At 71.2% G+C, this 25,600-nt stretch carries 25 protein-coding genes and 1 pseudogene; 11 read left to right on the top strand and 15 right to left on the bottom strand.

What is annotated here, in order from left to right:
- Nucleotides 1-12 precede the first annotated feature (12 nt).
- The 3 genes from QRY02_RS30910 to sigJ all read right to left on the bottom strand — a co-directional run bounded on the left by QRY02_RS30910 (nucleotide 13) and on the right by sigJ (nucleotide 2,298).
- A complete protein-coding gene (locus QRY02_RS30910; protein WP_285986350.1) occupies nucleotides 13-588 on the bottom strand; it encodes a TetR/AcrR family transcriptional regulator in 576 nt (191 codons plus the stop codon).
- Nucleotides 567-1,364 carry an SGNH/GDSL hydrolase family protein gene (locus QRY02_RS30905; RefSeq protein ID WP_285986349.1) on the bottom strand — a complete coding sequence of 266 codons (798 nt, stop codon included), beginning with the start codon at nucleotides 1,362-1,364 and terminating at the stop codon, nucleotides 567-569. The genes QRY02_RS30910 and QRY02_RS30905 overlap by 22 nt, the downstream gene beginning before the upstream one ends.
- Before the next feature lie 76 nt (nucleotides 1,365-1,440).
- Nucleotides 1,441-2,298, bottom strand: coding sequence for an RNA polymerase sigma factor SigJ (gene sigJ, locus QRY02_RS30900; protein WP_285986348.1), 858 nt, complete (start codon nucleotides 2,296-2,298; stop codon nucleotides 1,441-1,443).
- A 100-nt stretch (nucleotides 2,299-2,398) separates the two neighbouring features.
- Between sigJ and QRY02_RS30895 the strand changes: the two genes are divergently transcribed.
- A complete protein-coding gene (locus QRY02_RS30895; RefSeq protein WP_285986347.1) occupies nucleotides 2,399-3,373 on the top strand; it encodes an NAD(P)H-dependent oxidoreductase in 975 nt (324 codons plus the stop codon).
- Nucleotides 3,374-3,377: 4 nt separating this feature from the next.
- Here QRY02_RS30895 and QRY02_RS30890 read toward each other — a convergent pair whose 3' ends face one another.
- A complete protein-coding gene (locus QRY02_RS30890; RefSeq protein ID WP_285986346.1) occupies nucleotides 3,378-4,748 on the bottom strand; it encodes a M20 family metallopeptidase in 1,371 nt (456 codons plus the stop codon).
- Nucleotides 4,749-4,803: 55 nt separating this feature from the next.
- Between QRY02_RS30890 and QRY02_RS30885 the strand changes: the two genes are divergently transcribed.
- From QRY02_RS30885 to QRY02_RS30875, 3 genes are read left to right on the top strand one after another with little or no spacing between them, the layout of a single operon-like run.
- Nucleotides 4,804-5,487: an MOSC domain-containing protein gene (locus QRY02_RS30885; RefSeq protein WP_285986345.1), complete on the top strand. Its 684-nt coding sequence runs from the start codon at nucleotides 4,804-4,806 to the stop codon at nucleotides 5,485-5,487.
- Nucleotides 5,477-6,082 carry a TetR/AcrR family transcriptional regulator gene (locus tag QRY02_RS30880; RefSeq protein WP_285986344.1) on the top strand — a complete coding sequence of 202 codons (606 nt, stop codon included), beginning with the start codon at nucleotides 5,477-5,479 and terminating at the stop codon, nucleotides 6,080-6,082. The genes QRY02_RS30885 and QRY02_RS30880 overlap by 11 nt, the downstream gene beginning before the upstream one ends.
- 10 nt (nucleotides 6,083-6,092) lie before the next feature.
- Nucleotides 6,093-6,614: a hypothetical protein gene (locus tag QRY02_RS30875; protein ID WP_285986343.1), complete on the top strand. Its 522-nt coding sequence runs from the start codon at nucleotides 6,093-6,095 to the stop codon at nucleotides 6,612-6,614.
- A gap of 28 nt (nucleotides 6,615-6,642) precedes the next feature.
- Here QRY02_RS30875 and QRY02_RS30870 read toward each other — a convergent pair whose 3' ends face one another.
- On the bottom strand, nucleotides 6,643-8,208 hold the full coding sequence (locus QRY02_RS30870) for a beta-N-acetylhexosaminidase (RefSeq protein ID WP_285986342.1): 1,566 nt from the start codon (nucleotides 8,206-8,208) through the stop codon (nucleotides 6,643-6,645).
- Between the two features lie 66 nt (nucleotides 8,209-8,274).
- A complete protein-coding gene (locus QRY02_RS30865; protein WP_285986341.1) occupies nucleotides 8,275-10,146 on the bottom strand; it encodes a propionyl-CoA synthetase in 1,872 nt (623 codons plus the stop codon).
- A gap of 185 nt (nucleotides 10,147-10,331) precedes the next feature.
- Here QRY02_RS30865 and QRY02_RS30860 point away from each other — a divergent pair, with 185 nt between their 5' ends.
- Nucleotides 10,332-12,098, top strand: coding sequence for a serine/threonine-protein kinase (locus QRY02_RS30860; RefSeq protein ID WP_285986340.1), 1,767 nt, complete (start codon nucleotides 10,332-10,334; stop codon nucleotides 12,096-12,098).
- Nucleotides 12,099-12,178: 80 nt separating this feature from the next.
- Here QRY02_RS30860 and QRY02_RS30855 read toward each other — a convergent pair whose 3' ends face one another.
- Together QRY02_RS30855 and QRY02_RS30850 are read right to left on the bottom strand one after the other, a co-directional pair.
- The gene (locus QRY02_RS30855) at nucleotides 12,179-12,445 is read right to left on the bottom strand and encodes a helix-turn-helix domain-containing protein (RefSeq protein ID WP_285986339.1); all 267 of its coding nucleotides are present in this window, start codon (nucleotides 12,443-12,445) and stop codon (nucleotides 12,179-12,181) included.
- A gap of 249 nt (nucleotides 12,446-12,694) precedes the next feature.
- Nucleotides 12,695-13,264 carry a class I SAM-dependent methyltransferase gene (locus tag QRY02_RS30850; RefSeq protein ID WP_285986338.1) on the bottom strand — a complete coding sequence of 190 codons (570 nt, stop codon included), beginning with the start codon at nucleotides 13,262-13,264 and terminating at the stop codon, nucleotides 12,695-12,697.
- Nucleotides 13,265-13,340: 76 nt separating this feature from the next.
- Here QRY02_RS30850 and QRY02_RS30845 point away from each other — a divergent pair, with 76 nt between their 5' ends.
- Entirely contained in the window at nucleotides 13,341-14,054 is a 714-nt protein-coding gene (locus QRY02_RS30845) for an AraC family transcriptional regulator (RefSeq protein ID WP_285993959.1), read from the top strand.
- On the opposite strand, the gene QRY02_RS30840 is transcribed toward QRY02_RS30845, so the two are convergent.
- Entirely contained in the window at nucleotides 14,055-15,623 is a 1,569-nt protein-coding gene (locus QRY02_RS30840; protein ID WP_285986337.1) for a dolichyl-phosphate-mannose--protein mannosyltransferase, read from the bottom strand.
- A 67-nt stretch (nucleotides 15,624-15,690) separates the two neighbouring features.
- Here QRY02_RS30840 and rsmI point away from each other — a divergent pair, with 67 nt between their 5' ends.
- Nucleotides 15,691-16,548 (top strand): 16S rRNA (cytidine(1402)-2'-O)-methyltransferase, encoded by an 858-nt coding sequence (gene rsmI, locus QRY02_RS30835; RefSeq protein WP_285986336.1) that lies wholly within the window; start codon nucleotides 15,691-15,693, stop codon nucleotides 16,546-16,548.
- Between the two features lie 7 nt (nucleotides 16,549-16,555).
- The gene (locus QRY02_RS30830; protein ID WP_285986335.1) at nucleotides 16,556-16,933 is read left to right on the top strand and encodes a hypothetical protein; all 378 of its coding nucleotides are present in this window, start codon (nucleotides 16,556-16,558) and stop codon (nucleotides 16,931-16,933) included.
- Between the two features lie 12 nt (nucleotides 16,934-16,945).
- On the opposite strand, the gene QRY02_RS30825 is transcribed toward QRY02_RS30830, so the two are convergent.
- Nucleotides 16,946-17,485, bottom strand: coding sequence for a QsdR family transcriptional regulator (locus QRY02_RS30825; RefSeq protein WP_285986334.1), 540 nt, complete (start codon nucleotides 17,483-17,485; stop codon nucleotides 16,946-16,948).
- Between the two features lie 49 nt (nucleotides 17,486-17,534).
- On the opposite strand from QRY02_RS30825, the pseudogene QRY02_RS30820 reads away from it, so the two are divergent.
- Nucleotides 17,535-18,489: pseudogene (locus tag QRY02_RS30820) on the top strand (quinone oxidoreductase family protein).
- Here QRY02_RS30820 and QRY02_RS30815 read toward each other — a convergent pair.
- The 5 genes from QRY02_RS30815 to QRY02_RS30795 all read right to left on the bottom strand — a co-directional run bounded on the left by QRY02_RS30815 (nucleotide 18,466) and on the right by QRY02_RS30795 (nucleotide 22,861).
- Nucleotides 18,466-19,731 carry an aminodeoxychorismate synthase component I gene (locus QRY02_RS30815; protein WP_285986333.1) on the bottom strand — a complete coding sequence of 422 codons (1,266 nt, stop codon included), beginning with the start codon at nucleotides 19,729-19,731 and terminating at the stop codon, nucleotides 18,466-18,468. The pseudogene QRY02_RS30820 and the gene QRY02_RS30815 sit on opposite strands and share 24 nt — an antisense overlap.
- A gap of 19 nt (nucleotides 19,732-19,750) precedes the next feature.
- Nucleotides 19,751-20,365, bottom strand: coding sequence for a glycoside hydrolase family 25 protein (locus QRY02_RS30810; protein ID WP_285986332.1), 615 nt, complete (start codon nucleotides 20,363-20,365; stop codon nucleotides 19,751-19,753).
- 82 nt (nucleotides 20,366-20,447) lie between these two features.
- A complete protein-coding gene (locus QRY02_RS30805) occupies nucleotides 20,448-21,212 on the bottom strand; it encodes an ABC transporter permease (RefSeq protein WP_285986331.1) in 765 nt (254 codons plus the stop codon).
- Nucleotides 21,202-22,179: an ATP-binding cassette domain-containing protein gene (locus tag QRY02_RS30800; protein ID WP_285986330.1), complete on the bottom strand. Its 978-nt coding sequence runs from the start codon at nucleotides 22,177-22,179 to the stop codon at nucleotides 21,202-21,204. The genes QRY02_RS30805 and QRY02_RS30800 overlap by 11 nt, the downstream gene beginning before the upstream one ends.
- 82 nt (nucleotides 22,180-22,261) lie before the next feature.
- Nucleotides 22,262-22,861, bottom strand: coding sequence for a PadR family transcriptional regulator (locus QRY02_RS30795; RefSeq protein ID WP_285986329.1), 600 nt, complete (start codon nucleotides 22,859-22,861; stop codon nucleotides 22,262-22,264).
- Nucleotides 22,862-22,913: 52 nt separating this feature from the next.
- On the opposite strand from QRY02_RS30795, the gene metG reads away from it, so the two are divergent.
- A complete protein-coding gene (gene metG / locus QRY02_RS30790) occupies nucleotides 22,914-24,710 on the top strand; it encodes a methionine--tRNA ligase (RefSeq protein ID WP_285986328.1) in 1,797 nt (598 codons plus the stop codon).
- Between the two features lie 9 nt (nucleotides 24,711-24,719).
- Nucleotides 24,720-25,556, top strand: a complete 837-nt coding sequence (locus QRY02_RS30785) for a TatD family hydrolase (RefSeq protein ID WP_285986327.1) — start codon at nucleotides 24,720-24,722, stop codon at nucleotides 25,554-25,556.
- The last annotated feature ends 44 nt before the right edge of the window (nucleotides 25,557-25,600 follow it).

The following is a 25,600-nucleotide window of genomic DNA, read 5'->3' as shown; positions in this document are numbered from 1 at the left end:
GAGGGTATTCGATCAGGTGTTCGGGCGCGTGGACCGGGTCGGCGTGTCGAGGTACGCGTCGAGCGTGACGGCCAGCGCCGCTTCGGGTGACGGCGCGAAGCTCGCCCCGGCCAGACCGCCCCACAGCCACAACTGGGCGAGGCCGTGCAGGGCCGCCCACAGCGACGCGGCGACCAGCCGCGGGTCGGCGCGGTGGGTGCCGGCCGCCGCGACCAGTGCCGCGAACTCGTCGAACACCGCGCTGGACGCCGCCGCGAGCGCCGGCTCGTCCGGGTCGATCAGGTCGCGGCGGAACATCAGCTCGAACATCGCCGGGTTCTGCAGCGCGAAGTCGACGTAGCTGTGACACGCCGCCGTGAGCCGCTCCCGCGGGCCGTCGTCCGGCAGGCGCGTGCGGCGTTCCAGCAGCTCGGTGAAGCCCTGGGTGGCCACGGCCGAGAGGAGTTCGGCGCGGCCCGAGAAGTGCCGCAGCGGCGCGCCGTGCGAAACCCCGGCGGCCTTGGCGATCCCGCGCAGCGTGACCGCGCCGACGCCTTCGCCGGCCAGCAGTTCCGACGCCGTCGTGATCAGGCGTTGCCGGGTGCCCACGCCTCGTCCAGTGCCATCGGGAGCAGGTCGGGGCGCTTCGGGAAGAAGCCGTCGCCGGGCTCGCGGCCGATCAGCCGGTTGCGCGTGCGGGTCACGGCGACCGGCAGCACCTCCCGGAGCAGCCACTGCAGGTCGGCGCGCCGGCTGCCGGGCGCCGCGGTGCCGGGCAACGGCGCGAGCCAGGCCGGGTCGTGGCCGAGGCCGAGCCGGGCGAGGACGTGGGCGGCGAGCCGGCGGTGGCCGTGGGCGGACAGGTGGAGCCGGTCGGCGCCGAAGTAGCGCGAATCGGTGACGGCCGGGTCGGGCCACAGGTCGATGAGCTGGGCCCCGTAGCTGACGGCCGCTTCGCGGATGGCCTCGTTGAGCGCGACGATCCGCGGCCGCATCCGGCTGCCCAGCGGCATCCGGCGGGAGACGTCGCTGAGCGTGAACGTGACGACCACCGGCGAGATCTCGGTGCAGGCGCGGATGGCGGCGTCGACCCGGCGGGCGACGGTCCGGGCGTCCCAGCCGCGGCTCATGATGTCGTTGCCGCCGCCGAAGAGGGCGACCAGGTCGGGTTCGAGCCGGGTGGCCGCCGGGATCTGCTCGGGCACGATCTGGTCGAGCCGGCGCCCGCGGACGGCGAGGTTGGCGTAGCGGAAGCCGGGCTCGTCCTCCGCCAGGCGAGCGGCGACGAAGTCGGCCCAGCCGCGGTAGTGGCGCTGGTCCGGGTACGGGTCGTCGAGGCCTTCGGCGCAGCTGTCGCCGAGGACGACGAAACGGTGGTAGCTCATCCCGATCTCCGTAACCCGTGGTTCACCTTGTGGACACTGTCTATCAAACTTCTGTAGACGGTGTCTACTTCGGGGTTCACCCGAGCCAGGGGCCGAGCTTGTCGGGGTTCCGGACGGCCCACAGGTGCGTGATCCGGTCGTCCGCGACGGCGAAGGCGTAGACGGCGGCCAGCTCGTCCCCGCGGCGCAGGACCAGGCCGGGCAGGCCGTTGACCGTGCGCTCTTCGAGCGTCAGCGCACCGAAGGCGGCCAGCTCGGCCACGTACCGGGCGACGGGTTCGGCGCCTTCGATCGGCGCGATCGCGGCGCGGACCCGGCCGCCGCCGTCCGCGGTCAAGGTCGCGCCGGGGTCGAGCAGCCCGATCAGGGTGCCGATGTCCCCGGCGGCCCAAGCCTCCTTGAAGTCCCGCACCAGCGCGGCCTGCCGGGCGGCCGGCGCGGCGGGCCGGGCGGCGCGGATCCGGCGGCGGGCCGCGGACGCCAGTTCCCGGCACGCGGCCGGCGTCCGGCCGGTGATTTCGGCGACCTCGGCGAAGGAGTACCCGAAGACGTCGTGCAGGACGAGTGCCACGCGCTGCGGCGGGGTCATCGCTTCGAGCGCGACGAGGAAGGCCATGCTCACCGACTCGTCCAGGGTGATCCGGTCGGCCGGGTCGGGCTGGTCGGGCAGCGGCTCGGGCAGCCACTGGCCCACGTACCGCTCCCGCCGCACCCGCGCCGAGCCCAGGACGTCCAGGCAGATGCGGCCGGCCACCGTCGTCAGCCAGGCCCCGGGCGAGGAGATCGCGTCCTGCTGCGCCGGGGACAAGGCGTACCAGCGGGCGTAGGTCTCCTGGACGGCGTCCTCGGCTTCGGTCAGCGAGCCGAGCAGCCGGTAGGCGAGGTTGACCAGGTGCCGCCGTTCGGCGACGGGAAGTTCCGATGGCGTTGTCATGACTCCTCCGACGACACAGCCTGTCCGAACGTCAGGCCTGACATTCCCGTGGCCTGCTTCGTCGTACTGCTCGAAGCCCACCGAACAGGGGAGAACGACGATGAAGATCGGAATCGTGCTCGGCAGCACCCGCCCGGGCCGCGTCGGAGACCAGGTGGCCCGCTGGGTCCACGAGCGGGCCGCGCGCCGGGGTGACGCCGAGTTCGCCGTGATCGACCTGCGTGACCACCCGCTGCCCCACCTCGAGGAGCCGCCGGGCTTCTCGGGGCAGTACCAGGACGAGCGCACCCGGGCCTTCGCCGCCCTCGTCGCGTCGTGCGACGGGTTCGTCTTCGTCACGCCGGAGTACAACCACTCCGTTCCGGGCGTGCTCAAGAACGCCATGGACCACGTCCACATCGAATGGAACACCAAGGCGGCCGGGTTCGTCTCGTACGGCGGTGCGGGCGGCGCCCGCTCGGTCGAGCAGCTGCGGCTCGTCTGCGGGGCACTGCAGCTCGCCGACGTTTCCCCGCAGGTCACGCTCCCGCTGGCGACCGAGTTCGAGAACCGCACGGTCTTCGCGCCGGGTGACCACCAGCTCGCCGCCCTGGACACGCTGCTCGACCACGTCGTCGCCTGGAGCACCGCGCTGGCGCCGCTGCGGGGCGGGGAGGCGGAAGCCGCGATCAGGCGCCGGCTCGACGAGGTCATCGAGGCGCTCCGGGCCAAGGATCTCGAGGCCCTGCGCGGGGTTTACGCGCCGGACGTCTTGTCCTTCGACGTCGAACCGCCGCTGCAGCACGCCGGGGTCGAAGCGAAGCTGAAGAACTGGGCGAAGGTGTTCACCATCTTCGAAAAGGTGGACTACGAGCTGCGCGACCTGACCGTCACCGTGAGCGCGGGCTTGGCCGTCGGCCACGGCTTCGGCCGGATCAGCGGCACGCTGCCGAGCGGGGAACCCGTGACCGGCATGTGGGTCCGGGCCACCTTCGTCTTCCGGTACCGCGGCGACGGCTGGGTGATCGTCCACGACCAGGCGTCCGTGCCGTTCGATGTGGCAAGCGGCCGGGGCGTGACCGACCTCGAACCCTGAGGTCTCAAGCCATGGGCGGCGTCGAACCGAGGGCGTCGAACAGCGCCGTGGCGAGCACCAGCCCGTCCCGGGCGACCGGGGCGAGCAGGTGCTCGTCCGGCGCGTGCTGGTGACAACCCGGGTACGAGTGCGGCAGCCACAGCGTCGCCAGCCCGAGGACGTCGGTGAACACGTGGTTCGGCAGGCCGCCGCCGAAGTTCGGCAGCACCGCCACCGGGCGGTCCGAGACCGAGTTCAACCTCGCCCGCGCCCAGCTCACCCACGGGTCGCCGACCGGTGTGCGGCTCGCCAGGAAATCGGCTTCCGTGCGCACCGAAACCATCGGAAACCCTTGTGCGGCAAGATGTTTGCGAATGGCCGGAGCGACGCCCTCGACGTCCGTTCCCGCCACGTACCGCAGCTGCAGCACCGCACGGGCGCGGCCGGGGATCGCGTTGACCGGGCGGTCGACGTCCGCCGCGCCGAGTGAGAGCACCTCCAGGGTGTTCCAGCCGTAGAGCCGCTCGGCGGGCGTCAGCCGCGGGTCGCCCCACGTCTCGTCGAGGTCCGGGTCGCCCGGCGTGGCGCCGACGACGACGTCCGCCAGGGCCGCGCGCACGGACTCCGGCAGCTCCGGCGGCAGCAGTTCCGGGACCCGGATGCGGCCGTGGCCGTCGACCAGGCTCGCGATCGCGCCGGCCAGCGTCGTGGCCGGGTTGCGCAGGATGCCGCCCCAGTTGCCGGAGTGGTGGCCGCCCGGACGGAGGTCGACGTCCAGGTCGATCCGGACGCCGCCGCGCGCGCCGAGGAACAACGTCGGGGTCGCCGCGTCGAGGCGCGGGCCGTCGGAGGCGATCAGGACGTCCGCCCGCAGCAAGGCCTTCTCCCGCGCGGCGAACTCCGCGAGCCCCGGTGAGCCGATCTCCTCGCCGGTCTCGAAGAGGAACGCGAGGTTGAAGCCCAGCCGCCCGCGCTCGGCCAGCACCAGCCGCAACGCGGTCAGGTTGATCAGGTGCTGGCCCTTGTTGTCCGCGGTGCCGCGGCCGTACCAGCGATCGCCGTCCGCGGTGAGCGTCCACGGGTCCCGGCCGTCACCCCACCGGCCGGCTTCCCCGACGACGTCGGCGTGGCCGTAGCAGAGCAGTGTCGGCAGCTCGGCCGACTCGGTGCGGACGCCGACGAGGAACGGCCCGCCCGCCGGATCGGGGTTCGCGTGCTGGGTGACTTCGCAGCCGAGTCCGGTCAGCGCGGGCGTCAGGACCTCGTCCAGGTACGCCTGGATCGCGGCGCGGCCTTCGGGAGCGTCGCTGACCGTGCGGTAGGCGACCAGCCCGGCCAGTTCGGCGAAGAGGGCGCCGGAGTCGACGTGGGCGCGGGCCTTGTCGAGCAGTTCCATGACCGCCAGGCTAAAGGCACCGAACTGTACGAACGATCGTGCTACCTTCGGGCCCATGAACGTCGACGGCGTGTTTGTGGGGGAACCGAGCGTCCTGGGGTACCGGCGGGACCGGCCGGTGCGGAGCGCGATCACGAAGGCGCGGGTCACGGCGCCGGAGCTGACCCTGACCGAGCTGAACCTCGACGGTGACCGGCAGGCCGACCTCACCGTGCACGGCGGCGTCGACAAAGCGGTCTACGTCTACCCGGCCGAGCACTACCCGGCGTGGGCGGCCGACGGACTCGAGGCCGAGCCGGGCGGCTTCGGCGAGAACGTCTCGCTGACCGGCGTCACCGAGGACGACGTCCGGATCGGGGACGTCTGGTCCTGGGGCGCGGCGCTGGTCCAGGTGTCCCAGCCGCGGCAGCCGTGCTTCAAGCTGGCCATGAAGACCGGCCGCAAGGACGTCACCCCGCTGATGATCGACAGCGGGCGGTGCGGTTGGTACCTGCGCGTGCTGCGGCCCGGCACGGTGCCGACGTCCGGGCCGATCGAGCCGGCCGAGCGCGCGGACGGCCCGACGATCACCGAGGTGTACCTGGTCTCTTTCGCCAACTACGGGCAGCTGCCGGAGGACAAGGTCGAGGCGGCGCTGGACCTCGCCGACCGGGTGCTGGCCACGCCCGCGCTTTCGGCCTCCTACCGCGACGGCGTCCAGTCCACTGTGGACCGCTGGCGGGCGCGGCGTGCCGGGTGACGGCCGGATCGCGCGCGGCGACGCGACCCGGCGCCTGGTGCTGCGCCGGGCCGTGGACGTCGCTTCGGTCGACGGCCTCGCGGGGCTGTCCCTCGGCCGGCTGGCCACCGAGCTGGAGCTGAGCAAGAGCGGGGTGTTCGCGCTGTTCGGTTCCAAGGAGGAACTGCAGCTCGCGACGATCGACGCCGCGCTGGAGATCTTCCGATCGCACGTCGTGACGCCGGCGCGGACGGTGGCGCCCGGCCTGCCCCGGCTGCGCGCGGTGTGCGAGAAGTGGCTGGACTACTCGGAAGGGCGGGTCTTCCCGGGCGGCTGCTTCTTCTTCAACGTCGGCGCGGAGTTCGACGCGCGCCCGGGCCGCGTGCACGACGCGGTGGCGGCGGCGAGTGGCTCGTTCGCCGCCTTCCTCCGGGAAACGGCGTCCGAAGCGGTGGCCCGTGGCGAAGTCGACGCGGACGCCGAGGTCCTGGCGTTCGAACTCCACGCGCTGGGCCGCGCGGCCAACGCGGACGCCGTCCTCCACGGCGGCGCCGGTTTCTATATCTTGGCGAGGAGGGTGATTCGCGCGCGGCTGGACGCCGTCGCGCGGGCTTGAGGGGGAAGGCGTGAGAGTGCCGATCGTCGCCGTGGTGGCGGCTGCGCTGATGCTGGCCGGCTGCGGCAAGGAGCCCGACCCGCGGGCCTATCCGGGCAGCGAGAGCGGGGTGACCTGGGAGGAAGCGACGGCGCGGTACCGGCTTTCGCTCCCGGCCTGCCCGATGGACGGTCTGCGGTTCGACATCCAGCCGCGGCTGACCGACCGGCTGGCGTTCACCTTCACCGCGACCAAGTCCTGTGTGGATGATTACCTGACGCAGCACGGCGTGGACGCGGCGCACCCGTTCGGCCGTTGGCCCTCGGGGGTGTCAGGGACCGCGGGCGGGGCCGCCATCGGGCCGTACGACCCGCCGTTCGACGCGGAGGAGATGCGGCAGTTCGGGTGGGTGCTCGACCCGGGCGTGCAGCATGACACCTACGACGACTTCGAAACCCCGAACCGGTGGTCGACCTTCGAGGTGCTCGTCAAACCGGGACCCGACCGGGAAGTCGTCTACTTTCGCAGCGTGACCCTGGGCGGCGACGGGTGAGGGCCGCCCGCGCGGGCGGCCCTCCCGGTCACTTCCAGTCGACCTGCGGGGAGCGGTAGAAGTCGATGCCCTGCGCCACCCAGCGCGGGGCCTGCTTCGCCAGCCGCGCGCGGTAGGCGTCCCAGTTGTGCGTCGGCTTCGGGGACCAGCCGATCTCCGCGATCCCCGGCAGCCGCGGGAACGCCATGTACTCGATGTCGTCGCTGGTGCGGATGGTCTCGGTCCACAGCGGCGCTTCGACGCCCGCGACCTGGCTCTCGCCGACGCCCTTGACCAGCGTCGCCGGGTCCCAGCCGTACCCGTCGCGAACCTCGATCAGCGCGGCCCAGTCCTGGCCGAGCGGCGTCTGCGGGGTGTACTTCATGTCGAGGTAGGCGTAGTTCGCCGGCGACATCAGGATCTTGTTGCCGCGCGCCGCGGCCGCCGCGACGTCCGGGTTGTCGCCGCCGAAGTCCCAGTACTGCGGGACCGCCGACACCGGCGGGACCGACTTGGCGATCTCGTGCCAGCCGGTGACCTTCTTGCCGTACTTCGCGACGATCGGCTGCACCTTGTGCTCGAAGGTCAGGTAGTCCGCGGGCGGCGTCGAATGGGCTTCGTCGCCCCCGATGTGCAGGTACGGGCCCGGGGTGAGGGCCGCCAGCTCGCGCACGACGTCCTCGACGAACTTGTACGTGATCGGTGAGGAGATGCACAGCGAGCTGTAGCCGACCTCGGTGTCCGTGCGCGGCGGGACGGCCTTCCCGTCGCAGTTCAGCTCGGCGTACGTCGACTGCGCCGCGTTCGTGTGGCCCGGCATGTCGATCTCCGGGATCACCGTGATGTGCCGCGAAGCCGCGTACGCGACGATGTCCCGATACTGCGCCTGCGTGTAGTAGCCGCCCGGGTCGCCGTCGACCGCGGTCTTGCCGCCGACCGTCGCCAGCTTCGGCCAGCTCTTGATCTCGATCCGCCAGCCCTGGTCGTCGGCCAGGTGCAGGTGCAGCGTGTTGACCTTGTACTGGGCGATCTGGTCGATGTAGGTCTTCACCTGGTCCGGCTTGAAGAAGTGCCGGGCGACGTCGAGCATCGCCCCACGCTCGGCGAAGCGCGGGTAGTCGAGGATCGTGCCGCCGGCGACGGTCCAGGTCCGGTGCTGGACGCGCTGGGCGTCGATCGCCGACGGCAGCAGCTGCCGCAGCGACTGCACGCCTTCGAAGAGCCCGTCGGCGGTGTTGGCTTTCACCGTGACGCCGTCGCGCGCGACCTTCAGTTCGTAACCCTCGGTGCCGATCCGCGGGTCGTGGCCCAGCTTCAGCGAGAGCGCGGGCAGGCCGGCGCTGTGCGGCACGACCGGCAGCGGGAAGCCGGTGGCCGGGCGGAGCAGGCCGCGCAGGTAGTCCGCGACCTGGCCGGCCCCGCGGTCGGCGGCGATCACGGTCGACGGCGTGAGCCGGAATTCGCCGCGCGGGTCGGCCTTCGCCGAGACGGGCGCCGGGACGAGGTCGGTCACGCTCCGTTCGGGAGCGGCCGCGGCGGCCACCGCGGAAGCGGGCAGGCCGGCGGCCGTGAGACTCACGACGGCCGCGGTCAGGACGGCTCTGGACAAGCGCATCGAAGCACCTCCGGTCGGGGGACTCCCTGCAAAGGTACAGACCAGCCGGAGCATTTGGAACATTTCTTAACGAAGGGCTTTCCGGATCGCCTCCAGGACGCTCGGGTCCTCGATCGTCGAGGGCACCGCCTCGTCGCGGCCGTCGGCGATCGCGCGCATCGTCTTGCGCAGGATCTTCCCCGACCGCGTCTTGGGCAGGGCGTCCACAATGGACACATCGCGGAACGCGGCGACCGGGCCGATGTCCCGCCGGACCAGCGCCACGAGTTCGTCCCGAAGCTGGTCCGCCGGGACGTCCACGCCCGCCTTGAGCACCACGAACCCGCGCGGTAGCTGGCCCTTGAGCTGGTCGGCCACGCCGATCACGGCGCACTCGGCGACCGCCGGGTGCGAAGCCAGCACGGCCTCCATCGACCCGGTGGACAGCCGGTGCCCGGCGACGTTGATGACGTCGTCGGTCCGGCCCATGACGAACAGGTAGCCGTCTTCGTCGAAGTAGCCGGAGTCGCCGGTCAGGTAATGACCTTCGTAGCGCGAGAGGTAGGCCTCGCGGTACCGCTCGTCGTCACCCCACAGCGTCGGCAGCGATCCCGGCGGCAGCGGCAGCTTCACGGTGATGGCGCCTTCGCGCCCGGCCGGCAGCTCCTCGCCCGCCTGGTCGAGGATCCGGACGTCCCAGCCGGGGACGGGCTTGGTCGCCGAACCCGCCTTGACATCCATCGGCTCCAGGCCGCGCGGGTTGGCGGCGATCGGCCAGCCGGTCTCGGTCTGCCACCAGTGGTCGACGACCGGCACCCCGAGCTTCTCGTGCGCCCAGTGGTAGGTCTCCGGGTCGAGCCGCTCGCCGGCCATGAACAGCGTCCGGAACTGCTTCAGCTCGTACTTCTCCAGCTCACGGGCGTCCGGGTCGACCTTCTTGACGGCCCGCAGCGCGGTCGGCGCGGTGAACAGCGCCTGGACCTCGTGCTCGGCGATGACCCGCCAGAACGCGCCCGCGTCCGGCGTGCCGACCGGCTTGCCTTCGTACATCACCGTCGTCGCGCCGACCAGCAGCGGCGCGTACACGATGTAGGAGTGCCCGACGACCCAGCCGACGTCGGACGCCGTCCACCAGACGTCACCGGCGTGGACGTCGTAGACGGCTTCCATCGAGTAGGCGAGCGCGACGGCGTGACCGCCGGTGTCGCGCACGACGCCCTTCGGCTTTCCGGTCGTCCCGGACGTGTAGAGGATGTACAGCGGATCGGTGGCCGCGACCGGGACCGGGTCGGCCGGGTCGGCGCCCACCGCCAGCTCGCGCCAGTCGAGGTCGCGCCCGGTCAGCACGGCCGGTGCCTGCTCGCGCTGCAGCACGACGACGTGGTCGGGCTGGTGCTCGGTCATCCCCAGCGCGGCTTCGATGATCGGCTGGTACTCGACCACCCGCGTCGGCTCGATGCCGCAGGACGCCGCCAGGATGACCTTCGGCTTCGCGTCTTCGATCCGCGCGGCCAGCTCCTTCGGCGCGAACCCGCCGAAGACCACCGAGTGCACGGCGCCGATCCGCGCGCAGGCCAGCATCGCGATCGCGGCCTCCGGCACCATCGGGAGGTAGACGATCACCCGGTCACCCTTCGTGACTCCCAGCGAGCTGAGCGCGCCGGCGAAGCGCGCGACCGTGTCCCGCAGCTCCTCGTACGAGTACGTGCGTTTCCGTCCGGTCACGGGAGAGTCCCAGATCAGCGCGGCCTGGCCGCCGCGGCCGGCCTCGACGTGCCGGTCCAGCGCGTTGTACGAGGTGTTCAGCTCGGCGTCCGGGAACCACCGGTGGAAGGGCGGGTTCGAGTCGTCCAGGGCCCGCTCCGGCCGCCTGGTCCAGCTGATCGACTCCGCCGCGGCCAGCCAGAACGCGTCCGGCTCGGCCAGGCTGCGCCGGTAGGCTTCGGAGTACGCGCCCATGCTCCGCTCCTTCGGGTCGGAGGTTCCGCCGTTCCCCATCATGGCGCGGGAGCGGCGGCCGCGCCGGATTCCACCGCGGAAAGACCCGGCAACCTCACGGAGCCCGGGAGCGTCCTAAGCTGGACCGCGGGAAAACGCCGCGTGACGGCCACGAAGTGAACACGGACAGTGAGGGGAGCCCGGCGGTGAACGGACTCGCGAGCGCGTTGCTCTCGCTAGCCCATTCCTTGTTCGGCCCGGGCTTCTGCCCCGGCGACTGGGTATGGGCCACGAGTGCGGCCGGCGCGCTCGTCGCGCTGCTTCCGCCGATCGGCGCGGTCGCCGTGTCGATCATCCGGAAGGGCACCGGCAACCGCTACGACGCCACGACGCTGGGCGTCTTCGGGGTGATCGGCCTGGTCAGCACGCTGGTGCTGCCGTGGCTGCTGGCCATCGGCGTCTCGGGCGTCTTCCAGGCGGCGTTCGGCAACAGGAAGACCGGGCTGTCGGCGGACGAGCTCAAGACGCTGAACGGCGGCGGCTGCTGGGTGGACAACCAGCGGGAGTACCTGGGCGGCGGTCAGACCGTCTTCGACTTGCTGTCCTCGCAGCACGGCAAGGAGATCCCGTTCTTCGTCTACCTGCTGGCGTTCGCGGTCCTGGGCGCAGGCTCGCTGTTCTTCGTCATGCTGCAGGGCCGCACGGCCTTCCGCCGCGGCCCGAAGTGGCCGTCGCGGTTCTTCTGGATCCCGTTCGCCGCGATGCTCGTGTTCAGCGTCGGCATGGAGGCGAACACGGCGCTGCACTTCTTCCTCGGCTTCCTGCCGTTCAGCGTGCTGGGCCTGATCCCGGTCGCGATGGTCGGGCCGCCGCCGTGGTCGGTGATCAACCGATCCGACCGGTCGGACGAGCCGCCGCCGCGCCGCCAGCAGGAGCCCCCGGGGCCGCCGCCCTCGCAGGTCCAGCCGCGCCCCACCCCGCCGCCCCCGCCGCCGCCGATCAACCGGCCGTACCCGAAGACGGCGCTGGCTTCCGCGCCCGAGCCGCCGTCCCCGCCGCTCGGCGCGCTGGCCGCGGCGCCGGGCCCGATCCCGCCGCCGCCCGGCTCCCGCAACGCCGGCGGCAGCCGCTACCGCCGCGTCAAGCAGCTCGGCGCGGGCGGCTTCGGCACGGTCTGGCAGGCCGTCGACACCCAGCTGAACCGCACGGTCGCGCTGAAGATCGCGCACGCGCCGGACCGCGACACGGCCGAGCGCATGCAGCGCGAGGCCCGCGCGCTGGCCGTGGTCAGCCACCCGAACTGCGTCAAGGTGTACGACCTCGCCGAGGAGCCGGACGGCCTCGCGCTGGTGATGGAGTACCTCGAAGGCCGTCCGCTGGCCGAGCTGGTCGACGGCCAGGGCCCGCTCGACGACGTCGCGGCGGGCCGCCTGTGGGCGACGATGGCGGGTGCCCTGGCGGCGGCGCACGAGAAGGGTGTCCTGCACCGCGACATCAAGCCGTCGAACGTCGTCCTCGACCGCAGCGGCCTGGCCCACCTGATCGACTTCGGCATCGCCCGCAGCCAGGGCGATTCGAAGATGACGGCCACCGGGATGATGATCGGCACGCCCGACTTCGTCGCCCCGGAGCAGGCAATGGGGTCGGCGGCGTCCCCGGCGTCCGACGCGTGGCAGCTGGCGGCGACGATCAGTTACGCGCTGTCCGGTCAGCCGCCGCGCGGAACGCGGGAGACGCCGATGGCGGCCCTGATGGCGGCGGCCCGGGCCGAGCCGGTGTCGCGGCTGCCCCAGCGCAGCGCGCACGCCCGCTTGCTGGCGGCCTCACTGGACCCGGAACCCCGCCGCCGCCCGACGTTGAACGCGGTGCGGCGCGAGGTCGAGGGCTGGCTGTCGCGGGCGGGCAAGTCCGCGGACGGCCCGGTGACGCGGGTCGTGCCGCGTCAGCCGGGGAGCGGGCTGCCCCGCCGCTAGCCGGTCGTGAGTGTTCGGTGAGGTAAACCGAACACTCACGACTTGCGGCAAACTCAGCCACAGGCTTTGACGGGTTTGGACTACTTAATCTTTGACTGCGCTTCAGCTTCTTCGAAGAGTTCTTTGAGAGTGGAAAAAGCAACATAAGGAAGCTCTCTAGTCTCTTCGCGTAATCGCTCCTCTCGTAGCTTGTTTAGAAGTCTCTCGTATTCTTTGTTGGAGAAGCTGAACTCTCCATTTTCGATCCTGCTGATGGTCCCGGTGCTGACATCTATCCTGGTAGCTACGTCCTCTTGGGTAAGTCCGAGCCTGCGCCGCAAGCGTGCGAGGTCGTTGGAAGAAAGCATGTTTCGACTCCTGCTCTGATGGTTGTATCCCTTGGTCCAGCCATTGCATCATGTGGCGTCGGATTGACGCGTCCGGGATGCGAATAGTGGATGGGGTCACCTGCAGGGTAGGTCGGCGGCGGAGGTGGTTTCGCGAGATTTTGCGAATTTCCCGAAAGGATCCTTTGTGTTATCGAAATGTGACCCATTGGGGCGGTCTAGCCGTACCGGATTGCCCGTTGGCCCGGGTGGTGCCCATCCGCCCCGCCGCTAGCCGGGCTTCACGGCCGAGAAGGTCACGATCTCCTTCGGCCGGGCCTTCACCTCGACCTGCTCGAAGCCGGCCTTCGCCAGGCGTTCCGGCAGCGTCGACGCGTCGACCACGTTCATCGTGTCGCCGATGTGCAGGAGCCGGAAGCGGAAGCTGAGCTGGCTGTCGGTCCCGCAGAACCGCCCGCCCGGGCGCAGCACCCGGGCGGCTTCGGCGAAGATCGCGTCCTGCAACGGCACCGTCGGAACGTGGTGCAGCATCGTGAAGCAGACGACCGCCGAAAAACGGCCGGCTTCGAACGGCATCTCCGCGCCGCTGCCCGCCACGACGTCGGCGCGGGTGCCGAACTTCGCGCGCAGGAGCTCGGTCGAGGCCGGATCGATCTCCAGGACCGTCAGCTTCGGCACCACGTCGAGCAGCACCTTCGTCGTCGCGCCGAAGCCGGGACCGAGCTCGAGGACGTCGTCGCCGAGGTCGTGGCGGGCCAGCCAGGGCGTCAGGCGTTCCTCGACGGTGTCCGCCCACTTGGCGGAGCTGCAGATCTTGCGGTGGATGAGGTTCATCGGCATGCCTCCGACGCTATTTCGGTACGCCGGTGACCGGTAGCCGATACGCTGCCAACCGATGTCGCGAACCGGTCAAGCCATGCTGCTCGGCGCCTTCGACCTGCCCGCCGGCACCTGGTTCCCGTGGCACGAGCACCCGGCTCACCAGCTGGTCTGGTCGGCCCGCGGCGTCGTCGCGGTCAAGGCGGGCGACGCCGGCTGGGTGCTGCCGCCGACGCGGGCCCTCTGGATGCCCGCCGGCGTCCGGCACCGCACCGGCGCGCTCGGGCGGGCGGCCCTGCGCGGCATCTACGCCGACCCGGCGCGCTCGCCGGTGTCGTGGCCGGAGCCGCGGATGGTCGTCGTCCGGCCGCTGCTGCGGGAACTGCTGGAGTACCTGACCGGCGACGGCGTCGCGCCCGCGGCCCGGCTGCGCGCCGAAGCCGTGGCCTTCGACCTGCTGGAGCCCCTGGACGTGGTGCCGATCGTGGTGCCGTCGCCGTCCGACCCGCGCGCGCTCGACGTGGCGGCGGCCGTGTTCGCGAACCCGGCCGATCCGCGGACCCTGGCCGAGTTCGGCCGCGCCGTCGGGGCCGCGGAACGGACGCTGGCGCGGATCTTCGTCCGCGAGTGCCGGATGCCGTTCGGGACCTGGCGCACGCAGGTGCGGCTGCGTGCGGCGTTGCCGCTGCTGGCCGAGGCGACGCCGTTGGAGACGGTGGCCTGCCGCGTCGGGTACAGCTCGGCGAGTGCGTTCGTCGCGGCTTTCCGGCGGGCCGTCGGGGTCACGCCCGGGGCGTACTTCGCGGGCTGACTAGCGCCAGGACGGCAGCCAGCGCTCGGCCTCCCACTGGCCGTTCGTGATCGCGATGCCGTTCAGGATCGGCCACAGCCAGGCGAAGTTCGCCACCACCAGCCCGACGTACAGCGACACCACCAGCAGGCCCGTGCCGCGTCTCTCGAAGCCGCGCCGGGCGCTGCCGAGGATCTGGCCCAGGCACAACGTCAGCCCCAGCACCAGGAACGCCGCCAGCGGCGTCGCGTAGAAGAAGTACATCTGGCGGTCGATGTTGGTGAACCAGAAGACGTACCCGCCGAGGTAGCCGACCAGCACGGCGGCGTAGCGCCAGTCCGCGCGGAAGATCGAGCGCCACGCCGCCCAGCCGAGCATCGGGATCGCCAGCCACCACATCGCCGGGGTGCCGATCAGCATCGTCGCGCTGATGCAGCGGGCCTCGCCGCAGCCGGTGACTTCGCCGTTGTAGCTGTAGAGCATCGGGCGCAGGCCCATCGGCCACGTCCACGGCTTCGACTCCCACGGGTGCGGGTTGTCCTTGGGCGTGACCAGCGTTTCGTGGAAGTGCAGGACGTTGCCCGTGTAGTCGCCGAGCGAGCGCAGCGCCGGCGGCACCCACGACCAGAAGCCCGGGGCGATGTCCTTGATCTCGGTGTAGTGCCGGTCGGTGGCGGTCTCGCTGGCGAACCAGGCCCAGTACGCGGCGAAGTACATCAGGAACGGGATGATCAGGATCGCCCACAGCGCGGGCAGCACGTCCCGGCGGATCGTGCCCAGCCAGGGCCGTTCGACGCCGGCCGCGCGCCGGGCGGCGACGTCGAAGCCGACGCAGAGCAGCCCGAACGCGACGATGTAGTACAGCGCCGACCACTTGACGCCGAAGGTGAGCCCGATCATCAGGCCGGTCGCGAACCGCCACCAGCGGAACCCGAGCTTGGGGCCCCAGACGGACTCGTTGACCCAGCCCTCGCGGACCGCCGTCGCGAGCCGCTCGCGCACCTGGTCGCGGTCGGCGAGCAGGCAGGCGAACGCGGCGAGCACGAACAGCGCGATGAAGATGTCGAGCATGCCCATGCGCGACTGCAGGTGCAGGACGCCGTCGCTGATCACCAGGATGCCGGCGATGCCGCCGAGCAGCGTCGAGCGCGTCAGGCGGCGGGCGATGCGGACGACCAGCAGCACCATCAGCGTGCCGGCCAGCGCGGGCATGATGCGCCAGCCCCAGCCGTTGTAGCCGAACAGCCATTCGCCGATCGCGATCAGCTGCTTCGCCAGCGGTGGGTGGACGACCAGTTCGTAGCCGTAGTTGTCCTCGTAACCGCCGTTGCGCAGCACCTGCCACGCCTGCGGCACGTAGTGCTTCTCGTCGAAGACGGGGCTGCCCTTGTCGGTCGGCACGCCGAGGTTCTGCAGCCGGACGATGCCGCCGATCACGGTCAGCACGAGGGTGACGACCCAGCCGCGCAGCCGGTCGGCCGGCATGCCTCGGCCGAGCAGGGTCAGCTCGCGGTCGGTGGGCGGCCGGAGCGCCTCGACCGGGTCCGGCCGGACGCTCTCGTCGTCGGGACGGGTCAGCACGGCGGTCACGGGGCGATCCTACGGGCGGGACGGGGCGTCCGTCGTCCGGATCCGCTGATCAGCCTAGGCTGGCCGGGTGACTTCGGGCCGCCTCATCCTCGCCGCCACCCCGCTCGGCGACGTCCGCGACGCTTCACCGCGCCTGGTTTCCGCACTGGCGGAAGCCGACGTCATCGCGGCGGAGGACACGCGGCGGCTGCGATCGCTGGCTTCCGCGCTGGAAGTGACCCCGCGCGGCCGGGTGGTGAGCTTCTACGAGGACGTGGAAACGGCGCGCCTGCCCAAGCTGCTCGAGGCGCTGCACGCGGGCGAGACGGTGGTCCTGGTGACGGACGCCGGGATGCCGAGCGTGTCCGACCCGGGCTTCCGCCTGGTGGCGGCCTGTGTGGCGGAAGACCTGCCGGTGACGTGCCTGCCGGGCCCGTCCGCGGTGACGACGGCGCTCGCGTTGTCCGGATTGCCGTGCGACCGGTTCTGTTTCGAGGGGTTCGCGCCGCGCAAGCCGGGCGAGCGGACGAAGTGGCTGACGTCGTTGCGCGCCGAACCCCGGACCGCGGTGTTCTTCGAGTCCCCGCACCGCCTGGGCTCGCTGCTGGCCGACGCGGTGTCTGTTTTGGGCGGTTCACGGCAGGCCGCGGTGTGCCGTGAGCTGACGAAGACATACGAAGAGGTGAAGCGGGGAACGCTCGCGGAACTGGCTTCGTGGGCCGCGGACGGGGTACGCGGCGAGATCACGGTGGTGCTCTCGGGTGCCGAGCCGCGGTCGGTATCGGTGGCGGACCTGGTGGACGAGGTCGCGGCGCGGGTGGCTTCGGGCGAGCGCTTGAAGTCCGCGGCGGCGGAGGTCGCCGAGGCGACCGGCGTGTCCAAAAAGGAGCTTTACGACGCCGTGCTGGCGGCCCGGAAGGCGGGGACCGGTGGGCACGTGGGGTGAGGGTCCGGTGTTGTCTTTCCAATCGAAGGTCGACCACGGGTGCCTGATCGTGCGGGACGTCGGTGCCGAGGACGACCTGACGGACTGGGACCCGGCCGACGCCAACTGGTACCGGTCGGGGAACAGCATCATCTTCGGGGTCATGCCCGGTGTCGAGGGGCCCGTGCAATGCGCAGTCTTCGACGAGTGCCCGGAACCGGCGCTGCCGGTCGTCTTGGCCCGGCAGGAGATTTCGGCACCCTCTCGGCGTCTCGTAGTGCACGATCCGAACGAAACCGTCCGGTTCGAGTTCCGGGTGCAAGCTGAGGTCGTCGAACTGCTTCTGCTGGTGGACGACGGTGACTTCGCTTCCCGGGTGCAGATCGTCAGCACCGCGGCGGGCTGACCGGAGCGGGTATCAGGTCAGCAGCGCGGTCACTGCGGCGTGCGCCTTCGCCGCATCAGGTGCGTCTCCGGTGATCACGTCCGTGTACACGAACGACTCGCCGATCCGCACCAGCAGGTAAGCCAGGTCCGGCACCGGCAGCGGCGGGACCAGCCGCCCGGCTGACACCTCCCCGGCCAGCAGTGACTCCAGCTTCTCCGTCGTCCGCCGCTGGCACACGCTCGCCCGGGTGGTCAGCAGCCGCAGTGCCCGCTCCGGCTCGCGGCGGAGGAAGTCGCGGAACGGTGGCGAGTCGTTCGCGAACCGGACGTACCCGCTCACGAAGTCCGCGATCCCCGCGGCTCCGCGCCCGGCGCACGACGGCCACAGGCGCGCGATCGAAGCGGACGAAAGCGACCACAGGATCTCGCCCAGCAGCAGGTCGCGGGAGCCCACCCGGCGGTGCAGGGTCGCGCGGCTGATCGACAGCGCCTCCGCCAGCTCGCCCATGTCCACCCGCCGGCCGGCCAGGAACCAGTCGCGGGCGAGGTCGAACGCAGCCGAGTGAGACATATGCCAGAATGTCTCACATCGAGCAGCGGACGGCGAGAGGGACAGCGACATGCGCGCAGTGCAGGTGACCGAGTTCGGCGGACCCGAGGTGCTCACCCCCGTCGAGCTGCCCGACCCGGTGGCCGGCCCCGGCGAGGTGCTCATCGACGTCGAACGCATCGGCGTCAACTACGCCGACACCCACCAGGCCGAGAACTCCTACCTCGCGCCGTCCCAGCTGCCGCTCGTTCCCGGTGGCGAGGTCGTGGGGACCCACGACGGCAAGCGGGTCGTCGCCCTGCTCAACGGCGGTGGCGGGTACGCCGAGAAGGCCGTCGCCCCGGCGGCGACCACCTTCCCGGTTCCCGACGGCATCGACGACCTCACCGCGCTGTCCATGCTGGTCCAGGGCGCGACCGCCTGGGTCCTGCTCCGCAAGAACGCCCACCTCGAGCCGGGCGAGTCGGTCGTGGTGCACGCCGCTGCCGGTGGGGTGGGGACCGTCGCCGTGCAGCTCGCCAAGGCCTGGGGTGCCGGGCGCGTCATCGCCACCGCGAGCAGTGACGAGAAGCGCGCGCTCGCCCTTCGAGCTCGGGGCCGACGTCGCCGTCGACTCCCGTGCCGGGGACATGACCGAGGCCCTGCTCGACGCCAACGGCCGCCGCGTCGACGTCGTGCTCGACATGGTCGGCGGCACGACGACCGACCAGAGCATCGCCGCGCTCGCCCCGTTCGGCCGGCTGGCCTTCTACGGCATGGCCGGGCGCGAGAACCCGAAGCCGGTCGAGCTGCGCAACATCCTCGGCCACAGCACCACGATCAGCGGGATGTGGCTGCCGCACGTCTTCCGGCTGCCGGGCAACGTCTTCGCGACGGCCCTCACCGAGCTGTTCGACCTGGTGCTGGCGGGCAAGCTCAAGGCCATCCCGGGCGGCGAGTACGCGCTCTCGGACGCCCGGGGCGCGCACGAGGCCCTGCGTTCCCGCAAGACCGTCGGCAAGCTACTGCTCGACCCCGGCAAGTAGCGGGTTCGCCAGGAGGTGTTCCAGGGGTGCCGCCTTGTGGAGGCACTCCTGCCACTCCGCCTCCGGGTCCGAATCCGCGGTGATGCCGCCGCCGACACCCAGTGCGATCGTGCCGCCGGCGATCTCGAACGTCCGGATCGCGACGTTCAGCTCCAGTCCCGCCACCGGTGACACCAGCCCGATCGCGCCCGTGTAGACCCCACGGCCGCGGCTCTCCAGCGCGGCGATCAGGTCCAGCGCGCGGATCTTCGGCGCGCCCGTCACCGACCCCGGCGGGAACGTCGCGTCGAGCAGTTCGGAGTCCGGGACCGAAGGCCGCAGCACTCCCGTCACCGTCGAGTCCAGGTGCCAGACCCCCGGCGCCGGCCGGACCTCCAGCAGCGAGGGCACCGTCACCGACCCGACCTCGCACACCCGGCCGAGGTCGTTGCGCACCAGGTCCGTGATCATCACGTTCTCCGCGACGTCCTTGGTGGACCGGCGCAGCAACGCGGCGTTCCCGTCGTCCTCCGGCCCGCGGCGGGGGAGGGTCCCCTTGATCGGCGTCGACCGCACCGAACGTCCGTGGCGCGCGAGGAACAGCTCCGGAGAGAACGAGACCACCGAACCCCACGAGCCGGCCAGGAAGGCCGCGCGGCGGGGGGCAATCGACCGCACTCCGGCCGCGAACAACGCCGACGGCGAGCCGGAGAACGTGCCCGTGAACCGCGCGCAGATGTTGGCCTGGAACAGCTCCCCGGCCTCGATCGCGTGCACGCACGCCTTGACCGCGTCCCGGTGCTCCGACGGCAGCGGACGCCGCAGTGGCCCCGCCGTCCACGAACGGGCCGGAACATCCGCGGCCAGCAGTGACTCCATTGTGGACAGCGCGGGGCCGCCGCCGTCCAGGGATTCCAGGTAACAGGTGCCCGAGGCGGACCACCGCAGCACGTGGTCCGCCCAGCCCCACGCCGAAGCGGGCAGCGAACCGGTCCGGTGCGAGGGGTCGGCCAGGTCGTAGGCCAGGTACCCGAACCAGCCGCCGCCGACCACGCCCGGCTCGGCGTCGGCCTGCTCGGTGAGAGCCGGAAAAGCGCCGGGCGACAGGTCCGGCGACGGCGCGATCACCGCCCGGGAAGAAAACCACTCGCCGGACAGCATCGCGGGCGGCGGCAACCCGCGTGCGGCGGCGTGGTGGGCGAGTACCGAGAAAGCGCGCGACGGCGTCAGGTTCGTCCGGAGCGGCCTGCTCGTCACGCGCATGGCGACATACCACCACACGTCAGAGCAGCAGGTCGCCCAATGTGAACGGGTACACGACGGCGTTCTGCTCCACCGGCGCGGCGATGCCGGGCACGTCCGGGGCGTACGCGTGCTGGTGCACGCCGAGCCGCGAGTGGAACCAGCCCGCGCGCCCCGGGATGCCGTTGTGCCGGACCAGCCACAGCACGACCTCGCTGTCGGCCCAGCGGTCCGGGTGCAGCCGGTGCTGCCAGCAGTCGTGGTCGGCGTAGACCAGCACCCGTTCGATGCGCGCCGCGTGCCGGACGTGCTTGATCCACGCCTTGACGAACCGGTCGTCGACGCTCGGCGCCGCCACCTCCAGCGCCGGCGCCAGCGAGCCCGGGGCGAACGCGCCGAGCCGGCTCGCCGTCCGCACGAAGAAGTCCGCCTGGTCGTGCACCGCACCGGGCCGGGCGTAGTGCCGTCCGCCGGCGTGCAGCCCGGCTTCCTGCGCGCCGGCCAGGTTGCGCTCCGCGGCGGGGTTGCTCCAGTTGACGTTCTCGCTGATCGTCACCGACACGAACCGGGTCTGCGCGGCGCGCACGGCCTGCCAGTCGGTCACGTGCTCGCGGTGGGACAGCGAGATGCCGAGTTCACTCTCCGGCTCTGTCACGGTCCCGCCCCCGGCGCGTCGATGGAGAGCACACCATACGTCGCCGGAGGCGGACCCGCAGTGAACGCACCCGCGGGTTTGATCAGGCGTTTTCCTTCTGGAAGGTCCGTGTTCCCCACCACAGGGACAACACCGCCATCACCAGCACCACGACACTGCCCGTGAACAGCGCATCCATCGTGAAGTCACCGCCGAAGCTGTTCCGCTCGACGTCGACGACGTGCCGGAACGGGTTGATCCGCGAGACCGTGTAGAGCCAGTCCGGCGCCTTCCCGGCGGTGATCGGCAGCAGGATCCCGGAGAGCAGCAGCAGCGGGATGAGCACCGCGTTGAGCAGGGCGGGGAACGTCTCCTCGCTCTTCAGCGTCAACGCCAGCGCGTAGGAGCACGATGCCAGCGACACCGCGAGCAGGAACACGATCACCAGGCACAGCAGCACGCCGCCGACGGGTGCGTCGAGGGGAAACACCAGCGCGGCCAGCACGATGATCAACACGGCCTGCACCACGGCCTGCAGCGCGTTGGCCAGTACCTTGCCCAGCAGCAGCGCGATCCGGCTGACCGGTGTCACCCGGAACCGCTCGACGACGCCGGAGCGGTATTCGGCCAGCAGCCCGAAGCCGACGAACGAGCTGCCGAACAGGGCCAGCTGGGCGATCAGCGCCGGGGTCAGCAGCATCCAGCCCTGCACTTCGGTCAGGCCCTGGCCCTGCATGGCCTGCACCATCAGCGGCCCGAACAGGAACAGGTACAGCAGCGGCTGCATGATGCCGATCAGCACCCAGGTCGGGTTGCGCAGCGCCGCGGTCATGTCGCGGCGGAAGATCAGCCAGGTGTCACGCAGCACGGCCGGCCTCCTCCGCTTCCCGCAGCGAACGCCCGGTCAGGGTCAGGAAAACGTCGTCGAGCGTCGGCCGGTGGACCTGGACCGACAGCATCGTGATGCCCTTGGCGTCCAGGGCGCGCAGCAGCTCCGGCAGCGCGACGTCGCCGCGCGGCACCCGGAACCGGACCTCCCCGCCGTCGGTGGACAGCTCCTGCGCGCCGGTGAGCCGCCCGGCGATCTCGGCGGCGTCGGTGGCCTGCCCGGGGTCGACACCCACTTCGACGCGGTCGCCGTTGACCCGCGCCTTGAGCGCGTCCGGCGTTCCCTCGGCGACGATCCGGCCGTCGTCGATCACGATCAGCCGGTCCGACAGCGCGTCCGCCTCGTCGAGGTAGTGGGTGGTGAGGAAGACCGTGACGCCCTGGTCGGCGCGCAGCCGGCGGATGTGCTCCCACAGGTTGGCGCGGCTCTGCGGGTCGAGGCCGGTCGACGGCTCGTCGAGGAACACCAGGGCCGGCGAGTGGATCAGCCCGAGCGCGATGTCGAGCCGCCGTCGCTGCCCGCCCGACAGCGTCTTGGTCAGCCGCTGGTCCAGCCCGGTCAGGTCGAGCTGCTCGGCGAGTTCGGCGCCGCGCGCGATCGCGCTGGCCTTGCTCATCCGGTAGAGCCTGCCCTGCAGTTCCAGCTCGTCGGCGACCTTGCTCTCCGGTGCGCTGCCGCCGCCCTGGGCGACGTAGCCGATGCGCTTGCGCACGCCCAGCGGGTCGGACAGCAGGTCGCAGCCGCCGACGGTCGCGGTGCCCGCGGTCGGCTTGAGCAGCGTGGTCAGCATGCGCAGCGTGGTCGTCTTCCCGGCGCCGTTCGGGCCGAGAAAGCCGACCAGCTCGCCCGCTTCGACGTCGAGGTCGACGCCCTTCACCGCGTGGACTTCGCCCCCAGTGCGGCCCTTGCGGCGGAACCGCCGCTCGAGACCGCGTGCCGTGATCATGAGAACCCCTCTCGAAAAGTAGTCAAGCTTGACTAGCTGAGCCGCACACTGTGCCCCAGAAGAGTGCACTAGTCAAACTTGATTACCGGGCGGTCGGCTCGCCGAACGCCTCCCCGGACTCGTCGGCCATCACGTACTCGCCCGCCTCCAGCCGGGCGATCAGCGCCGCCAGCCAGGTGAGGCTCGCGTCGGTGATCCCGCCCCACAACCGGTACAGCTCGCCCACGTGCTCAGGCGTCCCGAGGCCCATGTTGACCTTCAGCTCCTCGAGCATCAGCTCCGCCTGCCGCTGCTCGGCTTCCAGGTGCACCAGCCGGTGCCGGAGCAGGTTGATCACGCGCGCCCGGGGCAGGGTGGTCATCAGCGAGATCGCGGCCGACAGGTCGGGGTGGTTGAGCTGGGGGTCCGACAGCGCCTTCGACAGCAGCACCTGGTACTCCTGCTCGCCCTCGCCGGTGAGCCGGTAGGCGATCCGGTCCGGGCCACCCTCGCCCGGTTCGACGTCGACCTGCTCCAGCAGGTCCTCGGCGCTCATCTTCTTCAGGGCGTGGTAGATCGACCCGGGCTGGACGTTGGCCCACTTGTCCGCCGACCAGGTCAGCAGCTCGCGCCGCACCTGGTAGCCGTGCGCGCGGCCGTACATGCGCACCACCCCGAGCACGAGCAGCCGTGTCGCCGACAACCGGGCCTCCCTCTCGACAAAGCGTGTGACGCCCTCCGTAGGCTAATAAGGTATGAGCACCCCTGTGTTGACCGCGGTGGCCTGGCCCTACGCCAACGGCCCCCGCCACATCGGCCACGTGTCCGGATTCGGCGTCCCGTCCGACGTCTTCTCCCGCTACCAGCGAATGGCCGGCAACCGGGTGCTCATGGTCTCCGGGACCGACGAACACGGCACCCCGATCACCGTCCAGGCGGACAACGAGAACTCGACCCCGCAGGAGACCGCGGACAAGTACACCCGCCAGATCGGCAACGACCTGCAGGGCCTCGGGCTGTCCTACGACCTGTTCACGCGGACCTCCACCGGCAACCACGCCGAGGTGACGCAGCAGATCTTCCTGGCGCTGCACCGCAACGGCTACGTCGTGCCCAAGACGACACGCGGCGCGATCAGCCCGTCCACCGGCCGCACGCTGCCCGACCGCTACGTCGAGGGCACCTGCCCGATCTGCGGGTACGACGGCGCGCGCGGCGACCAGTGCGACAACTGCGGCAACCAGCTCGACGCCGCGGAGCTGATCAACCCGAAGTCGCGGATCAACGGCGAGACGCCGAAGTTCGTCGAGACCGAGCACTACTTCCTCGACCTGCCGGCGTTCACCAAGACCCTCGGCGACTGGCTCGGCACCAAGAACGACTGGCGCCCGAACGTCCTCAACTTCACCAAGAACCTGATCGACGACATGCGGCCCCGGCCGATCACCCGTGACCTCGACTGGGGCGTCAAGATCCCCCTCGACGGCTGGCGCGACCAGCCGCTGAAGCGGTTCTACGTCTGGTTCGACGCGGTGATCGGCTACTTCTCGGCCAGCGTCGAGTGGGCGCGGCGCTCCGGCAACCCGGACGCGTGGCAGGAGTGGTGGAACAACGCCGACGCCCGGTCGTACTACTTCATGGGCAAGGACAACATCACCTTCCACGCCCAGATCTGGCCTGCCCTGCTGTTCGGGCACAACGGCGAGGGCGACAAGGGTGGCGAGCCGGGCAAGTACGGCAAGCTGCACCTGCCGGACGAGATCGTCTCCAGCGAGTTCCTCACCATGAGCGGCTCGAAGTTCTCGACCTCCCGCGGGCGCGTCATCTACGTCGAGGACTTCCTGCGCGACTTCGGCCCGGACACGCTGCGGTACTTCATCTCGGTCGCCGGCCCGGAGACCCAGGACACCGACTTCACCTGGGACGAGTTCGTCCGCCGGACCAACTTCGAGCTGGCCAACGAGTGGGGCAACCTGGTCAACCGGTCCATCTCGATGGCGCACAAGAACGTCGGCGCCATCCCGCGCCCGGAGGCCCCGACGGCGGCCGACGAGGACCTGAAGGCGTTGTCCCGCAAGGCGTTCGACACCGCCGGCGCGCACCTGGCCCGGTCCCGGTTCAAGCTGGCCGCGGCCGAGGCGATGAAGGTCGTCACCGCGGCGAACAAGTACATCTCCGACCAGGAGCCGTGGAAGCTGAAGGACGACCCCACGCGGCGCGACACCGTGCTGCACACCGCGCTGCAGGTCGTCAGCGACGCGAACACGCTGCTGACGCCGTTCCTGCCGCACTCGGCGCAGAAGGTGCACGAGGCCCTCGGCGGCACCGGCGTCTGGGCCGCCCAGCCGGAGCTCAAGGAGGTCGACGACCTCGACATCGCCGGCCGGGTCAACCCGATCCTCACCGGCGACTACGCGGCCGAGCAGGCGAAGTGGGCGTCGACGCCGATCGAGGTCGGCAAGCCGCTCGCCAAGCCGAGCCCGTTGTTCACCAAGCTCGACCCGGCGCTCGGCGAGACCGGTCCGGAGTGGGCGCCGATCATCAAGGAGTAAGAGGTATGCATGGGTGACGAGAAGCGCGAGCTGCCGCCGGTCCCGGACCGGCTCCCGGTGTCGGTGGTGGACGCGCACACCCATCTCGACGCGTGCGGCGCGGTCACCGCGGCCGATGTCACGGCCATGGTCGACCGCGCCGAGCGCGCCGGCGTCGCCCGCGTCGTCACGGTCGCGGACGACCTCGCCTCGGCTCGCTGGGCCGTCGAGGCGGCGGGCTGGGACCGGCGCGTCTTCGCCGCGGTCGCGATCCACCCGACCCGGACCAAGGAGTTCGGCGAGGCCGAGCGGGCCGAGGTGGAACGCCTGGCGGCCGGCGACCGCGTGGTCGCCGTCGGCGAGACCGGCCTCGACTACTACTGGGACTACTCGCCGCACGACGCCCAGCAGGAGGCGTTCCGCTGGCACATCGACCTCGCGAAGCGGCTGGGCAAGCCGCTGATGATCCACGACCGCGAGGCCCACGACGACGTGCTGCGCATCTTGGCCGAAGAGGGTGCGCCGAATGCCGTAATCTTCCATTGTTTTTCCGGGGACGCGGAAATGGCCCGCAAGTGCGTCGATGCGGGATATGTCCTTTCCTTCGCGGGCACCGTCACGTTCAAGAACGCGAAAGGCCTCCACGACGCGGCCCGCCTCTGCCCATCCGGGCAGTACCTCGTCGAGACCGACGCGCCGTTCCTGACCCCCCACCCGTTCCGTGGGCGGCCGAACGAGCCGTTCGGCGCCGCCTACACCGTCCGTCACCTCGCGGCGCTCAGGGGCGAAGCTGTCCACGAAGTCGCCGAATCGGTCCGGACCACCGCCGAGCGGATCTACCGACTCCCCAGTGTCACAACGGGTTGAACGCATTGCGACAACCGGGTTCCCCGCTCGTCCACCTGATGGAG

The sequence above is a fragment of the Amycolatopsis sp. DG1A-15b genome, from assembly GCF_030285645.1.
In the GTDB taxonomy this organism is placed as follows: Bacteria; Actinomycetota; Actinomycetes; order Mycobacteriales; family Pseudonocardiaceae; genus Amycolatopsis.
This window is presented reverse-complemented; position numbering and strand designations above follow the sequence as displayed.

Bases quoted from the DNA above. Each gene is read 5' to 3' on its own strand.
- QRY02_RS30815 (WP_285986333.1), bottom strand. From the start codon at position 19,731: ATGCGCGTGACGAGCAGGCCGCTCCGGACGAACCTGACGCCGTCGCGC.
- sigJ (WP_285986348.1), bottom strand. From the start codon at position 2,298: ATGACAACGCCATCGGAACTTCCCGTCGCCGAACGGCGGCACCTGGTC.
- QRY02_RS30865 (WP_285986341.1), bottom strand. From the start codon at position 10,146: ATGGGCGCGTACTCCGAAGCCTACCGGCGCAGCCTGGCCGAGCCGGAC.
- QRY02_RS30845 (WP_285993959.1), top strand. From the start codon at position 13,341: ATGCTGCTCGGCGCCTTCGACCTGCCCGCCGGCACCTGGTTCCCGTGG.
- QRY02_RS30890 (WP_285986346.1), bottom strand. From the start codon at position 4,748: ATGGAACTGCTCGACAAGGCCCGCGCCCACGTCGACTCCGGCGCCCTC.
- QRY02_RS30850 (WP_285986338.1), bottom strand. From the start codon at position 13,264: ATGCCGATGAACCTCATCCACCGCAAGATCTGCAGCTCCGCCAAGTGG.
- QRY02_RS30895 (WP_285986347.1), top strand. From the start codon at position 2,399: ATGAAGATCGGAATCGTGCTCGGCAGCACCCGCCCGGGCCGCGTCGGA.
- QRY02_RS30905 (WP_285986349.1), bottom strand. From the start codon at position 1,364: ATGAGCTACCACCGTTTCGTCGTCCTCGGCGACAGCTGCGCCGAAGGC.
- QRY02_RS30885 (WP_285986345.1), top strand. From the start codon at position 4,804: ATGAACGTCGACGGCGTGTTTGTGGGGGAACCGAGCGTCCTGGGGTAC.
- QRY02_RS30870 (WP_285986342.1), bottom strand. From the start codon at position 8,208: ATGCGCTTGTCCAGAGCCGTCCTGACCGCGGCCGTCGTGAGTCTCACG.
- QRY02_RS30785 (WP_285986327.1), top strand. From the start codon at position 24,720: ATGGGTGACGAGAAGCGCGAGCTGCCGCCGGTCCCGGACCGGCTCCCG.
- QRY02_RS30855 (WP_285986339.1), bottom strand. From the start codon at position 12,445: ATGCTTTCTTCCAACGACCTCGCACGCTTGCGGCGCAGGCTCGGACTT.
- QRY02_RS30825 (WP_285986334.1), bottom strand. From the start codon at position 17,485: ATGTCTCACTCGGCTGCGTTCGACCTCGCCCGCGACTGGTTCCTGGCC.
- QRY02_RS30800 (WP_285986330.1), bottom strand. From the start codon at position 22,179: ATGATCACGGCACGCGGTCTCGAGCGGCGGTTCCGCCGCAAGGGCCGC.
- metG (WP_285986328.1), top strand. From the start codon at position 22,914: ATGAGCACCCCTGTGTTGACCGCGGTGGCCTGGCCCTACGCCAACGGC.